Source organism: Acidovorax sp. HMWF018, from assembly GCF_003061035.1.
Classification (GTDB): Bacteria; Pseudomonadota; Gammaproteobacteria; order Burkholderiales; family Burkholderiaceae_C; genus Acidovorax; species Acidovorax delafieldii.
Genome location: NZ_QAIM01000171.1, coordinates 1 through 13,087, shown reverse-complemented (window position 1 = coordinate 13,087; position 13,087 = coordinate 1). Strand labels below are relative to the sequence as shown.

The following is a 13,087-nucleotide window of genomic DNA, read 5'->3' as shown; positions in this document are numbered from 1 at the left end:
TTTGGGCGGATCTCACTGCGTGCGGTCCTTGATGTAATTGTGCTGGCCGCTCTAAGCCCATTCCATGTGTGCGCAAATCAGAAACACTCGATCTTGATGGTGCCGAAGAAGCTCTCAATTGCACCATTGGTAAAGCTGTGGTCCCGATGCACAAGCTCCGCTCATTAGTGCTGCACCTTGTAGTGCCATCCATAGTCGTAGTGAACCGTTTGTTCCCCTGTGCATGCGCAAGTTCGATCGTGCAGGAAACCATCTCAAAGGCCGGCAGCTTTGCCGTGCAGCACGCGACTATCTCGCGGTTGTAGAGTCAATGCGGACCGGCAGGCAGCTCTTCTAGGTCGATTCATGCCGAACTCGGCAACATCCTTTGATCGCTCCGATTGCAGTACCTCGCCCAATCGATCATCATTTGGCGGCGCTTTTCCAATGCATCCCCTCGGCGGTAGGCTGCCTCTACTTTGCTCTCGATTGCATGAGCAAGTGCTTGTTCAGCCAACTCTCGTGGGTAGTTCGTCGACTCACCGACCCAATCGCGAAAAGTGGAACGGAAGCCGTGCGGAACAGCATCAACTTTCATCCTTCGCATCAGAAGCGTCAAAGTCATGTCGGACAGAGGGCTTCCTTTGCTAGATGCAAATACCAAATCACAGTCTGCGCCACGGGGCAATGACTTTAACAACGCCAGAGCCGAAGGACTCAACGGAACACGATGCTCCTTTTTCGCCTTCATGCGTTCTGCTGGAATTTTCCATACCGCAGACTTCATGTCTATCTCCGACCACTGAGCCCCACGGACCTCACCACTGCGTGCAGCACAGTAGATTGCGAACTCAAGGGCGCGGGCCCCGGTACCAGGACGAGCACGCAGTTTTTTCATGAAGTCCGCCAGCTGGGAAGCGGGAAGAGCACGGTGGTGTTTAACCTTCTGAATCTTTTTGGGTGCGGCAAGCAGTTGATCCAGATGGCCTCTCCAACGCGCCGGGTTGTCGCCTGTCCTGTATTTGCGCACGGTCGCCCAATCAAGCACGCTTTCAATCCTCCCTCGCAGGCGAGACGCGGTCTCCGTTTTGGTCGCCCAGATAGGCTCTAGCACCTTGAGCACTTGCTCCTGCTCAACATCCTGAACTAGCAAATTTCCAATGTGAGGAAAGGCATAGTTTTCTAACGTGGAAACCCACTGAGCACGATGTTTGGGGTTATCCCAACTTTGGCTGTGAGCATCGACATATGCCAGCGCAGCTTCCCTAAAGGTCTTCTGCGTTGCCTGTTGGGCCTTGAGACTACTTGCAACAGCAAGACGCTGAGCGATAGGGTCGACTCCTTGGCTGACCTGCTCTTTTGCAGCGCGCGCTTTGTCCCTCGCTTTTGCGAGCGTGACCTCGGGAAAGCCGCCCAAGCCCATGTGACGGCGTTTGCCACCAACCATCGTGCGCAATACCCACGAACGGGCTCCTGACTCCACTACATACAAATACAGTCCCGCCACACCGCCCACTGCATGGTGCCCGACGGCGGTCAAACGACCAACTTCCAATGCTGACAACTCTTTTGCTTTGCGCGCCATTGCTCATCCTTTGATCAGCGTCCAACGGGGATCCGCGTCGCCCAATCAGCCCCACTATTTATACACCATTGTTTCTACCATAAAGCACTAGATTGCATTAGACAATATTGAACTTCATTGATCAGACGATTTGATCATTTCTTGAATATTTCTTTAAAAATCAAATACTTAGAACTTTTCATTACTCATCACTGATAGTCATTGAAACGACTTCAGGCGGACACAGTCTCCGCCAGTTCTTGGCCCGGCGCAGCTACAACAGCGAAATGTGCGCAAAGGCCAGTGCAGCAACATGTCTGTGGCTGACCACCCCTCACCCAACCCAATTCACAAGAACGCATCTGCCCCCTAGACTGCGTTTTTACTGAACCTTGCCGCATCCATGGGCAGGGTGGAGAAATTGGGTACGGGCCTGCGGCCTGAAGTGACCAGCCATGTCGAGGAGAGAAAGATGTTGTCGTCGGCCCTCTACGCATCGTTCTTTTTCACGGTGGCCCTGCTGGTCACCACCGCCTACTTCTTGATGGGTGGTCTGCCGCTTCTTACGCTGAAACATGACACCCCACTGGACGCGCGGTTCGTTCGGGGGTTTTTCAACGTGTACTACCGTGCTGCGTTCTGGGCGTCGCTGGGGGCGTTTGTCAGTTATGCGCTTTGGGGCAGGTACCCCTTTGCCATCGGCGTGGCGGTCAATGCCTGCATCGTCTCGCTGCTGCGCAAGCACTTGTTGCAAGCCATGCAGCAGCTCGGTGCACAGATCGAGGCGAGTAGCGACGGAGCGATTCACCACTTTCGCCGCGTGCATTCGGCGGCGCTCTTTGTCAACCTGGTTCAGCTGGTGGCGATCGTTTGGGGACTGTTGTGGTTGTCCCAGCAGCTCAAGTAGACCTGCCGGTGGGGTGCCACGCTGGGCCTGTGCCCTGCGTGTGGCCTTTCTTTCACCTCGCCAGTCCCGCTCCCTGCGGTGCGATGGGAGTCAAATCTTCAGGGCGGCATACCTCTTCGCTGTGCGCCAACCGAATCCACAGACCGGTGCGTTTGATGATGACGTAGTCCACGCTCACCGTTCTGCCTTTGTAGAGAAATTGCGTGCCGGGTTTGTACAGAATCATTCTTGTGATGTAGCGCGCTGGGATGGCTGGGTGATGAGGGCATCGCCCGTACCGCAATGGTGCCGACAGATGGACACTGGGGCTTCGCGGCTCGGCAAAAGGCCTACGGCGCAGTCGCTTTTTCACCCCCGTGTTGATGCCTTAGGGCGGGCAAAAAAAAGCCCGCAGGCTGCGGGCTTAACACTTGCGCGATGCAAGCGGGAGGGATGTCGAGGGGATCAACAGACCAATGTTAGGACGGTGACCAATGTGGGCATGTAGGACAGTACCGATTCCTCCAAGCTCCGTCGATCAGCAGCAGAAAGGGATCGTGGGTTAAGCGCCCGGGCAGCCCAACGTTCACGTTCCGTAAATCCTTGCGCAGCCCCGCCCCGTGGCCTTGGCCAGGTACATCGCGGAATCGGCCTTGCGCAGGAGTTCTTCGGCCTCGGTGCCGTCACCGGGCGACAGGACAATACCGATGGACGCGCCGATTTGCAGCGCATGCGCTTCGATCTCGGTGGGCCGGCCCAGGGCTTGAACCAGGCGGTCGGCCAGGCGGTACGCACTGTCACCGTCGGATACGCCCCGCTGCAGCAACGCGAACTCATCGCCGCCCAGGCGCGCCACCACATCGTCCCCGCGCGCGGCCTGCGTCAGTTGCCGGGCCACCCACACCAGCAACTGGTCACCTACGGCGTGCCCATGGCGGTCATTGACGGGTTTGAACCCATCCAGATCCACGTACAAGACAGCGAAGCCACGGCCCGACCGATGCACGTCGGTGGCTGCGGCCTGCAATGCTTGCAAAAAGGCGGTGCGATTGAGCAAGCCCGTCAGGCCGTCGTGCTCTGCCACATGGCGGATCTGCTGCTCGGCCTGCTTGCGCTGGGTGACATCGGTGAAGGTGCGCAGCGCGCCGCCGCCTTTGATGGGCACGGTCTGGACCTCCAGGATGCGGCCATCGGGCCGGGGACGGTCATACACCTGGGGCTGATCGACCCCGCCATTGCTGTGTCGCAGCAGGTCCTGCACTTCCTGCGATGCGCCCTGGAATTCGCCACGAGCCCGCAGGTAGGCCAGCACATTCACCAGCGTGGGCTTGGATGCCATCAGCTCGGCCGGCAGGTCCAGCAGTTCCATGGCCCGGCGGTTGCACAGCTCGACCACCCCCGTGGCGCTGATCTTGGCCACGCCCTGGTCCATGTGCTCCAGCGTGGCTTCGAGCAGGATGGATTTCTCCCGCAATTGCGCCTCGCTGTCGCGGGCGCTGCGTTCGGCCTGCGCCAGCAAGCGCTGCTGGCGCTTGAGCTCGGTGATGTCCACATGGGCGTAGAACACCGTGCCGTCGCTGCCCTGCTTTGCGATGACGCGGCTCCAGCGGCTGCGGGGCAAGGGCACCTCAAACGGCGCCCCAGCAAAACGCATGTGCTCCTGCAAGATCGACAGGCCGTCGTAAAAAGGCGCCATATCTCCCTGGCCTTCGACGGACCAGGCGTGGCGGTACACCTCGTCGAACGCTTTACCCGCGGCAGCCGTACGGTCCGACAGGCTATACATCTGCATAAAGGGCTGGTTGACCCACTGGATGCGCTGATCTTCGGCGCAGATCATCAGTCCATCGGGAATGCGGTCAAACAGTTCGGAGCTTTCAAACAGCGGACTGCGCAGGTAGCCGGGCTCATGGATGTCGGCCTCGGCCGGCGTGGCGAGCGTGGCTTGCGCGCTCTGCACCGGCAGCGCCTCGGCACGCCACACGCGCACCCGCCCCACGCCTTCAATGGGCAACGAAGACACATGCACGCGCAGCCCCCGGTGATCGAAGCTGTAGGGGCGGGTCTGCGCCCGGTGGCGCTCGACCCCAGCGGTGATGTAGCGCTCGATGTTGGGCAGCTCCTGGGCATCGAGCCGCTGGTTATAGAAGCGGCGCAGGTTGGCTTCGTAGGGCTCACCCTCGTACACATGCCCCTCGTGCTCCGGGAAGAACTTGAAGAAGGTCCTGTTCCAGGCCACCGTGCGGTCGCTGTCGTCAAACGCGCACAGCGCCACGTCCAAACCATCCAGAGTGTCACCCAGGGCACGGATGAGGCGGAGGCGAGAAGCGTCAGGCATGGTCAGGAGGTTGGATACGGCACTGTCAGCACAAGCCCGTGCAACACACTGGCCCAGGTGGCAAGGGGTCTGCCAACGCCGACGCACAGCGCCGGTCGTTCCATTGTGCAGAACCGACTTACAGCAAACCGTCTGAGGGCCACGGACAAGTTGAAGGCAGCGGTTTGTGTTGCGCCAGCACCACAATATCTTGATGCAAGTCAAGACTCAACCGAGACCAGCGCGGATGCTAGGCCCCGTCGTCGTTACGGCTGGAAACTGATCCATAGCTTGACCGGAACCCTGTCGCGCCTGCGTTCCGCTATGGTGGGTGTTTTGTACCCAGGAGCTAGCCGCATGATGAAAAAAACCACCCCTTTTGCCGTCGCCTGTTGCCTCGCCCTGGGAGCAGCTGTGACTGGATGTGCGGGTTACGGACAAACACCCGCACCACCCGCCAGCACGGCACCGACAGGCGCAGCGCCCGGAGGCATGTGCAATGCCCAGCCCGCGCAGTTTGCAGTGGGACAAAACAGCACGGCATCGATCGTGGAGTCTGCACGGCAGCGCTCGGGCGCGCAGACGGCGCGCATCCTGCGCCCAGGGCAAATCATCACCAAGGAATACGACACCCAGCGGCTGAACCTGGAGGTAGATGGCAATGGCCGCATCCTTGCGGCAAAGTGTGGCTGAGCTTGCCCCTGGCTGCCGAATGGCCTGAGGGCCTGCCAACAATCTCCCGGGAGATCACAAACCGGCTTTGATGGAGCCTCCCTCCGTCAGTCCGCCAGAAACAGCTCCTGCAGATCGCTCAGGAAGTCAAAGCCCCGCTCGGTAGGCCGTACACGCGCCATGTGGCGCTCGATCAGGCCCTTGCGCTCGGCAGCCTCCAGGCCCTTGGCGATGGTGGTCAACGGCAGGCCTGTGCGGGCCATGAAGTCCTGCAGCGCAAAGCCTTCGCGCAGGCGCAGGGCGTTGAGCATGTACTCAAACGGCAGATCGGTGCGGCGCACCTCGTCGTCCTGCGCCACGGCATGGCCTGCCAGGGCGTTGTCCATGTAGCGCGCGGGGTCCCGAAAGCGCACCTGTCGCACCACGCGGTGCGCAAAGCTCAGCTTGCTGTGCGCGCCCGCGCCGATGCCCAGATAGTCGCCAAATTGCCAGTAGTTGGTGTTGTGAAAACACTGGTGGCCCGGCTGCGCATACGCAGAAATCTCGTACCGCGCCATGCCCGCCTGCCCCGTCATCTCCGTGATCCGGTCAAGCATGGCGTAGGCCTGGTCGTCCTCGGGGATGGCCGGGGGGAACTTGGCGAAGTAAGTGTTGGGCTCAATGGTGAGGTGATAGATGGAGATGTGCGGCGGCTTGAAGGCCAGCGCGGTTTGCAGGTCCTGCTCCAGCTCTGGCAGCGTCTGGCCCGGCAGGGCGTACATGATGTCGAGGTTGAAGGTGTCGAAGGACGCAGCGGCCTCCTCCACCGCCGCCATCGCCTGGGCACGGTCGTGCACGCGGCCCAGGGCCTTCAGGTGCTGGTCGTTAAAGCTCTGCACCCCTACCGACAGGCGCGTGACACCCGCCGCGCGGAAGGCGCGAAAACGGTCTTTCTCGAACGTACCGGGGTTGGCCTCCATCGTGATCTCGCAATCTGGCTCCAGCCGCAGACGGGCGCGGATGTCGCCGATCAAACGGTCGATGGCTGCGGGCGAAAACAGGCTGGGCGTGCCGCCGCCAATGAAGATGCTGTGCACGGACCGCCCCCAGACCAGGGGCAGCGCGGCCTCCAGGTCGGCCATCAGAGCATCGATGTAGCGCTGCTCGGGCACCTCGCCGCCGGAGGCATCCGCGCGAAATTCGTGCGAGTTGAAGTCGCAGTACGGGCATTTCTTGAGGCACCAGGGCAGGTGCACGTACAGAGACAGGGGCGGCAGGCTGGGCAGCTGCAACAGGCCCGGGCGCATGTAGTGCTGGATGTCGCGCACCACGGCAGGTTCGGCCTCGGCCTGTGGCGTGATCGGAATATGAACCACGGTCAGCGCCCTTCTACAACCAGCGTTCGCGCATCAGCGCCAGCATCTGTGCGGCCGATCGGCCCCGGTGGCTGTGGGCGTTTTTCACCTCCACGGGCAGCTCGGCAAAGGTCTTGCCGAACTCGGGGATGAACATCACGGGGTCGAAGCCGAAGCCGTTGCTGCCCCGGGGTTCGGTGGTGATCTCGCCCACCACGCGGCCCACGGCGATCAGCGGCTCCGGGTCTTGCGGGCTGCGCACGGCGACCAGGGTGCTGACCATGGCGGCGCGGCGATTGGTCACGCCTTGCAGTTGCTCCAGCAGGGCGCGCACGTTGTTGTCGTCGCTTTTCTCGTAGCCGAACTGGGTGCAGTAATACGCGGTGTCCACGCCCGGCAGGCCGCCAAAAGCGTCCACACACATGCCGGCATCGTCGGCCAGCGCAGGCAAGCCCGTGTGTTCGGATGCAAACCGTGCCTTGGCCAGGGCGTTTTCGACAAAGGTGCGGAAGGGCTCCTCGGCCTCACCCACACCCAGGTCGGCTTGGCGCACCAGTTCCACGCCCAGGGGCGCAAACATGGCCTGCAACTCGGCCAGTTTGCCGCGGTTGTTGGATGCTAGAACAATTTTCATGGTCAAAATGGCCGCAAGCGCTAGTGAAATATGCGCAAGCAGCTATCAATTAAGGAGTATTTTGCAGGGCCTGCTGCTGCAGCTGCACCAGCTGGGCGATGCCCTGTTCGGCCAGCCCCAGCAGTTGGTCCATCTCGGCGCGGGTAAAGGCCACGCCTTCGGCTGTGCCCTGCACCTCCACATAGTGGCCTGCGCCCGTCATCACGACGTTCATGTCGGTGTCGCAATCCACGTCTTCCACATATTCCAGGTCCAGCAGCGGCGTGCCCTGCACGATGCCCACCGAGATCGCCGCCACGGGCTGCAGCAGCGGCGACTGGGCGATCTTGCCGCTGGCCAGCAGCTGGTTGACCGCATCCTGGGCCGCGACCCAGGCGCCCGTGATGGCGGCGGTGCGCGTGCCGCCATCGGCCTGGATCACGTCGCAGTCGAGCTGGATGGTGCGCTCGCCCAGCAGTTGGAGGTCAAACACGGCGCGCAGGCTGCGGCCGATGAGGCGCTGGATCTCCTGCGTGCGGCCGGTCTGCTTGCCCCGTGCGGCCTCGCGGTCGCTGCGGGTATGGGTGGCACGCGGCAGCATGCCGTACTCCGCCGTGACCCAGCCCTCGCCGCTACCGCGCTTGTGCGGGGGCACACGCTCTTCCACAGAGGCGGTGCAGAGCACCTTGGTGTTGCCAAACTCGATCAGCACCGAGCCTTCGGCGTGCATGGTGTAGTGGCGCGTGATGCGCACAGGGCGCAGTTGGTTGGCGGCGCGGTTGCCGGTGCGGATGAAGGTGGTCATGTGATTCTCTGTATGGAGCGGGTCGCCCACCTGCGTCATGAGGTGGGCGATGGAAGGCGAAAAAACCTGGTTCCATGCATTCGCATGGAGGGAGCCTGGATGCAACCCACAGCGCCGATGGCAGTTCAGGCCTTGCGGGCAGCAGAGCGACGGATGGCTTCGTTGATTTCGGCGATCGACCGCTCGATGGCCGCATCGTCCAGGTCATCCACAAGCCCATCGAGCGGGCCCGCCTGGATGGTGGACGCAAACACGTCGTCGCTGATGCTGTCCGTGGACACCCCCTGGGTGGACTCGAACGCATCTGGCGTCTCCCACTCCAGAGCCACCACGGTCACGTTGTCACTGCTGTCCCCGGCTTTGCGAAGGGCATCTTCCACCAGCTCGGGCACAGCGTGCGACACGGTGTTGCGGCCCAGCTGCTTGGCGATGTCTTCGTCGCTGAGCGTGCCCCACAGGCCGTCTGAGCACAACAGAATGCGGTCGCCCTGCTCCAGGTACACAGGGCCGGTGATGTCGTAAATGGGCTTGGTGGGCGAACCCAGGCAGGTGAACAGCACGTTGCGGTTGATCTTGTCCAGACCAGGGGGCGGCGTGTTGCGCAGCTCCATGTACGAGTGGTCCCGCGTACGGGTCAGCAGATCGCCATCGCGCACCATGTACAGGCGCGAGTCTCCGCAATGGATCCAGGTGGCGGTACCGGCCTGCAACACCGCCGCGACCAAGGTGGTGCGCGGTGTGTCAAGCATGCCTTTCTCTGTGGCGTAGCGCAGGATCTGGTGGTGTGCCGCGAGCAACGCGCCGGACAGAAACTCCTGCACATCCTTGAGCTGGGGTTTGGCCTGGCGCTGGAACAGCGCCGAGATGGTTTGCAGCGCGATCTGCGCAGCCACTTCACCTTCAGGGTGGCCACCCATGCCGTCGGCCAATACAAACAGGCCCGATTCACGCGTGTAGCAATAGCCCATGCGGTCTTCGTTCTTCTCGCGGCCGCCACGGCGGCTGATCTGGAATACCGAGAACTTCATAAGGACTCACGCAAACAAGGATGCACCCGGGCGCCATCCGTGGACATGTACCTCGCCCGAACCTGCATCGCGTGCGCCTGGTTCATTTGGGCTTGGCTCCGATTCCGGTGGCTTCACCCACCTTCTGCACATTCTTCTTGGTGTCAGACACCAGGGTGTCGAGCTGCAGCCGCATCTTCTCGGCCACGGTGAGCTTGGTGTAGCGGCGCTCCCCTTCGCGGCTGAGCTCCTTTTGCAAGGCAAACACCGACTGGGGGCGGGACAGAGGGTCGAGCGCCATGCACCACTCGACGACCTCGATCAGGTTGTCCGAATACACACCGCGCAACTTGGTCAGCGCCAGCGACAGGCGGTCCTTGTCCACCCGCTGCGGCGCCTCGTTGGGCGGGAAGCCTTGCATGCAGGCATAGATACAGGCGCCGATGGCGTAGATATCCGTCCACGGCCCCATCTGCGAATCGCGCCGGTACATCTCGGGCGCTGCAAAGCCGGGGGTGTACATGGGGCGGATGAAATTGCCTTCCTTGCTCAGCACTTCACGCGCCGCGCCGAAGTCGATCATCACGGCCTTGTTGTCGTCGGTGATGAAGATGTTGGCGGGCTTGATGTCCAGATGCAGCATCTTGTGCTGGTGCACGATGCGCAGGCCGCGCAGCACCTCGTCGAACAACGAGCGGATGGTGGACTCGCGGAACACCTTCTGGGTCTTGAGGTCGCGGGCGGTGATGATGAAGTCCTGCAGGGTCGCGCCCTCCAGGTAGTTCATCACCATGTAGACGGTTTCGTTCTCGCGGAAGAAATTGAGCACGCTCACCACCGAGGCGTGCGAGATCTGCGCCAGCGAGCGGCCCTCTTCAAAGAAGCTCTTGAGCCCCAGGCGGTACAGCGAGAGCTTTTCGGGCGGCACCTTCGGAAGCAACTCACCAGGAGCGCGGGTCGCCAGGGACGAAGGAAGGTACTCCTTGATGGCCACCTGCTGGCCTTCGGCGTCGAGGGCCAGATAGACCACACCAAAACCACCGGAGGACAACCGGCGCACCACACGGTAACCGCCAATTGCGGTATCGGGCGGCAAGGGGGCCGGTTTGATTTTTGACATATTTTGCGAAGATGATTCGGGGGTAAGGCGGAACCCGGATAATCGCCGGATCGCAAGCAACCATCAAAAAGTCCAATGCCAGTTTACAGCATGACCGGATACGCCAGCGCACAGCATGGCGCATCTGCCACTGGCGCTGAAACCGACGCCCGCGCCCCCCAGACGCGCCGGCTGGGACTGGAAATCCGATCCGTCAACAGCCGCTTTCTGGACCTGTCGTTTCGCCTGCCTGACGAGCTGCGCGCCATGGAGCCCACGCTGCGCAGCTTGCTCACAGCGCGCCTGAAACGCGGCAAGGTCGAAGTGCGAGCCGCCCTCGACACCGACGACAGCAACAGCCTGCAAGACCCGCCTGCACGACTGCTGCAGCGGCTCAACTCTTTGCAGGACTCCGTCAGGGCCTGGCTGCCCAGCGCAGCCCCCCTCACCGTGGCCGACGCCTTGCGCCTGTGTGCCAATGCACATTCGGGCACCGAGGACTGGAGCGAAGCCGTTCCGGCCCTCGCCGAAGAAGCATTGACCGCCCTGCTGGCCGCCCGCGAACGTGAGGGCAAGCGCCTCGCAACCATGCTGCTGGATCGCGTCAAGCAGCTGCGGGCCTTGGCCGAACAGGCGGTCCCCATGGTTCCGCTGCTGGTGGAGCAGCAACGCCTGCGCTTCATGGAGCGCTGGAAAGAGGCGATGGCCCTCACCGACGGTTCTACCCTCCCCGAGGCTGCCCGTGACCGCGCATTGACCGAGGCCACGGCGTTTGCCATCCGCATCGACGTGGCAGAAGAGATCACGCGGCTGGATTCGCATCTGGATGAAATCGAGCGCCTGCTGAAAAAAGGTGGCGAAGTGGGCAAGCGCCTGGACTTCCTGATCCAGGAACTCCACCGCGAAGCCAACACGCTGGGCTCCAAATCTGCCGCGCTCGACCTCACCCGCATCAGCGTGGACATGAAGGTGCTGATCGAGCAGATGCGCGAGCAAGTGCAAAATATCGAATGACACTCATTTTTTGATAGCGCCTTGCGCACATCAACCATGGACTATCCAGGAAATCTCATCGTCGTGGCAGCACCCAGTGGTGCTGGCAAGTCCAGCTTGGTCAAGGCCTTGCTGGAGCTGGACTCGCATGTCCACCCCTCCATCTCGCACACTACCCGTGCGCCCCGCGGCCAGGAAAAGCATGGCCGCGAATACTTCTTCGCGTCGGAGTCCGAGTTCGACGCCATGGTGCAAGGCAACGCGTTTGTCGAATGGGCCCATGTGCACGGCAACCGCTATGGCACATCCAAGAAAGCCATCGAAGAGCGCATTGCCCAGGGCTCAGATGTGATTCTGGAAATCGATTTCCAGGGCGCACTGCAGATCAAGCAGGCATTTGCCAATGCGGTGCTGGTTTTCATCCTCCCGCCCAGCTGGGAAGAACTGCGATCGCGGCTGGAGCGGCGGGGCGAAGACTCTGCGGATGTCATCGAGGTACGCCTCAAAAATGCTGCCATCGAGATGGCCCAGGTCAGCAAATTCGACTTCGTTATAATTAACGAGTTGTTTGAGCGCGCGCTTTTCGACCTGAAAGCCGTAGTTCACGCCCAGCGACTCAAGTACGCCGCTCAGCGCCGCGCCCGTGCTGACACCTTCCAGTCGCTCAATATCACCTGAATCCCCGGAGTAAACGATGGCACGCATCACCGTAGAAGACTGTCTGGAAAAGATCCCCAACCGCTTCCAGCTCGTACTGGCCGCCACGTACCGTGCCCGCATGCTCAGCCAGGGCCATGCTCCACGCATCGAAAGCCGCAATAAGCCCGCCGTGACTGCCCTGCGTGAAATCGCCGAAGGCAAAGTGGGTCTGGAGATGCTCAAGAAGGTTCCCGGTTGAACGTTCTGCTGGGCAATGCCCACCCAAAAGCACCGCGCCAGCGGTGCTTTTTTTTGCCCGAAAGCCCTCTGGCGCAGTCCCGCGCTACATTTAAGGCATGAACGCGGTGCTCAATTCACCTTCTGCAACGCAGTCCCGCCCGGGTGACCCATCTCAGGCAGGCAATCTCTCGGCAGCCGCTGCGGCCGCCAATGCGGCTGCGGCCAGCTTCGCCGCACTGACCGATAGCCTGGACTACCTGGACGCCGTCAGCATCGAGCAGGTGCGCCAGGCGTACCGTTTTGCCGACGAAGCCCACCTGGGGCAGCTGCGCAACAGCGGTGAGCCCTACATCACCCACCCTATTGCAGTGGCCGCGCAGTGCGCGGCGTGGAAGCTCGATGCCCAGGCGCTGATGGCCGCGCTGCTGCACGACGCCATGGAAGACTGCGGCGTGACCAAGGCCGACCTGATCGACCGGTTTGGCGCCCCGGTGGCCGAACTGGTGGATGGCCTTACCAAACTGGACAAATTGCAGTTCAACACTCGCGAAGAAAATCAGGCCGAGTCGTTTCGCAAAATGCTGCTGGCCATGGCGCGTGATGTACGCGTCATCCTCATCAAGCTGGCCGACCGCACGCACAATATGCGCACGCTGTCGGACATGCCGCGCAGCAAATGGGGCCGCATCTCGTCCGAGACGCTGGAAATTTACGCGCCCATTGCCCACCGCCTGGGCCTGAATCAGACCTATCGTGAGCTGCAGGACCTGGCCTTCCGACACCTGCACCCCTGGCGCTATGCCACACTGGCCAAGGCCGTCAACAAATCCCGCAACCGCCGACGCGATCTGGTTCAGAAGGTGCAGGCCGAAGTGGATGCCGCCTTCTCCAAGATCGGCATGAAGGTGCGCCTGGCAGGCCGCGAGAAAACGCTGTATG

At 61.7% G+C, this 13,087-nt stretch carries 14 protein-coding genes; 6 read left to right on the top strand and 8 right to left on the bottom strand.

Annotation, left to right across the window (positions count from 1 at the left end; genetic code table 11):
* Positions 1–343: 343 nt before the first annotated feature.
* Positions 344–1,564: a site-specific integrase gene (locus DBR23_RS06485; RefSeq protein WP_108497686.1), complete on the bottom strand. Its 1,221-nt coding sequence runs from the start codon at positions 1,562–1,564 to the stop codon at positions 344–346.
* Positions 1,565–1,988: 424 nt separating this feature from the next.
* On the opposite strand from DBR23_RS06485, the gene DBR23_RS06480 reads away from it, so the two are divergent.
* Complete coding sequence (locus DBR23_RS06480) at positions 1,989–2,450, top strand: hypothetical protein (RefSeq protein WP_233250305.1); 462 nt, start codon at positions 1,989–1,991, stop codon at positions 2,448–2,450.
* Positions 2,451–2,502: 52 nt separating this feature from the next.
* Here the strand turns inward: DBR23_RS06480 and DBR23_RS29875 are convergent, their stop codons facing one another.
* Both DBR23_RS29875 and DBR23_RS06475 read right to left on the bottom strand, forming a co-directional pair.
* Complete coding sequence (locus DBR23_RS29875; RefSeq protein WP_165836546.1) at positions 2,503–2,676, bottom strand: hypothetical protein; 174 nt, start codon at positions 2,674–2,676, stop codon at positions 2,503–2,505.
* Between the two features lie 339 nt (positions 2,677–3,015).
* A complete protein-coding gene (locus tag DBR23_RS06475) occupies positions 3,016–4,767 on the bottom strand; it encodes a PAS-domain containing protein (RefSeq protein ID WP_108497685.1) in 1,752 nt (583 codons plus the stop codon).
* Between the two features lie 339 nt (positions 4,768–5,106).
* Here DBR23_RS06475 and DBR23_RS06470 point away from each other — a divergent pair, with 339 nt between their 5' ends.
* A complete protein-coding gene (locus DBR23_RS06470; protein ID WP_369882092.1) occupies positions 5,107–5,439 on the top strand; it encodes an I78 family peptidase inhibitor in 333 nt (110 codons plus the stop codon).
* An 86-nt stretch (positions 5,440–5,525) separates the two neighbouring features.
* On the opposite strand, the gene hemW is transcribed toward DBR23_RS06470, so the two are convergent.
* From hemW to DBR23_RS06445, 5 genes are all read right to left on the bottom strand, one after another.
* Positions 5,526–6,773, bottom strand: a complete 1,248-nt coding sequence (gene hemW / locus DBR23_RS06465) for a radical SAM family heme chaperone HemW (RefSeq protein WP_108497683.1) — start codon at positions 6,771–6,773, stop codon at positions 5,526–5,528.
* Positions 6,774–6,786: 13 nt separating this feature from the next.
* On the bottom strand, positions 6,787–7,386 hold the full coding sequence (rdgB, locus tag DBR23_RS06460) for an RdgB/HAM1 family non-canonical purine NTP pyrophosphatase (RefSeq protein WP_056641312.1): 600 nt from the start codon (positions 7,384–7,386) through the stop codon (positions 6,787–6,789).
* Between the two features lie 49 nt (positions 7,387–7,435).
* Positions 7,436–8,170, bottom strand: a complete 735-nt coding sequence (rph, locus tag DBR23_RS06455) for a ribonuclease PH (protein WP_108497687.1) — start codon at positions 8,168–8,170, stop codon at positions 7,436–7,438.
* A 125-nt stretch (positions 8,171–8,295) separates the two neighbouring features.
* Positions 8,296–9,198: a PP2C family serine/threonine-protein phosphatase gene (locus DBR23_RS06450; RefSeq protein WP_056747320.1), complete on the bottom strand. Its 903-nt coding sequence runs from the start codon at positions 9,196–9,198 to the stop codon at positions 8,296–8,298.
* An 82-nt stretch (positions 9,199–9,280) separates the two neighbouring features.
* The gene (locus tag DBR23_RS06445) at positions 9,281–10,297 is read right to left on the bottom strand and encodes a serine/threonine-protein kinase (protein WP_015012787.1); all 1,017 of its coding nucleotides are present in this window, start codon (positions 10,295–10,297) and stop codon (positions 9,281–9,283) included.
* A 75-nt stretch (positions 10,298–10,372) separates the two neighbouring features.
* Between DBR23_RS06445 and DBR23_RS06440 the strand changes: the two genes are divergently transcribed.
* The 4 genes from DBR23_RS06440 to DBR23_RS06425 form a co-directional block, all read left to right on the top strand.
* Positions 10,373–11,290: a YicC/YloC family endoribonuclease gene (locus DBR23_RS06440; protein WP_192418269.1), complete on the top strand. Its 918-nt coding sequence runs from the start codon at positions 10,373–10,375 to the stop codon at positions 11,288–11,290.
* A 36-nt stretch (positions 11,291–11,326) separates the two neighbouring features.
* Positions 11,327–11,947 (top strand): guanylate kinase, encoded by a 621-nt coding sequence (gene gmk, locus DBR23_RS06435; protein WP_056060545.1) that lies wholly within the window; start codon positions 11,327–11,329, stop codon positions 11,945–11,947.
* A gap of 16 nt (positions 11,948–11,963) precedes the next feature.
* On the top strand, positions 11,964–12,167 hold the full coding sequence (gene rpoZ / locus DBR23_RS06430) for a DNA-directed RNA polymerase subunit omega (RefSeq protein WP_005794722.1): 204 nt from the start codon (positions 11,964–11,966) through the stop codon (positions 12,165–12,167).
* A gap of 97 nt (positions 12,168–12,264) precedes the next feature.
* On the top strand, positions 12,265–13,087 hold an 823-nt coding region (locus DBR23_RS06425), incomplete at its 3' end, for an HD domain-containing protein (protein ID WP_146191249.1).

What these genes read in the sequence shown, in the direction of transcription:
- DBR23_RS06450 (WP_056747320.1), bottom strand. Translation starts at nt 9,198, where the DNA reads ATGAAGTTCTCGGTATTCCAGATCAGCCGCCGTGGCGGCCGCGAGAAG.
- DBR23_RS06475 (WP_108497685.1), bottom strand. Translation starts at nt 4,767, where the DNA reads ATGCCTGACGCTTCTCGCCTCCGCCTCATCCGTGCCCTGGGTGACACT.
- DBR23_RS29875 (WP_165836546.1), bottom strand. Translation starts at nt 2,676, where the DNA reads ATGATTCTGTACAAACCCGGCACGCAATTTCTCTACAAAGGCAGAACG.
- DBR23_RS06485 (WP_108497686.1), bottom strand. Translation starts at nt 1,564, where the DNA reads ATGGCGCGCAAAGCAAAAGAGTTGTCAGCATTGGAAGTTGGTCGTTTG.
- rph (WP_108497687.1), bottom strand. Translation starts at nt 8,170, where the DNA reads ATGACCACCTTCATCCGCACCGGCAACCGCGCCGCCAACCAACTGCGC.
- gmk (WP_056060545.1), top strand. Translation starts at nt 11,327, where the DNA reads ATGGACTATCCAGGAAATCTCATCGTCGTGGCAGCACCCAGTGGTGCT.
- DBR23_RS06470 (WP_369882092.1), top strand. Translation starts at nt 5,107, where the DNA reads ATGAAAAAAACCACCCCTTTTGCCGTCGCCTGTTGCCTCGCCCTGGGA.
- DBR23_RS06440 (WP_192418269.1), top strand. Translation starts at nt 10,373, where the DNA reads ATGCCAGTTTACAGCATGACCGGATACGCCAGCGCACAGCATGGCGCA.
- DBR23_RS06445 (WP_015012787.1), bottom strand. Translation starts at nt 10,297, where the DNA reads ATGTCAAAAATCAAACCGGCCCCCTTGCCGCCCGATACCGCAATTGGC.
- rdgB (WP_056641312.1), bottom strand. Translation starts at nt 7,386, where the DNA reads ATGAAAATTGTTCTAGCATCCAACAACCGCGGCAAACTGGCCGAGTTG.
- rpoZ (WP_005794722.1), top strand. Translation starts at nt 11,964, where the DNA reads ATGGCACGCATCACCGTAGAAGACTGTCTGGAAAAGATCCCCAACCGC.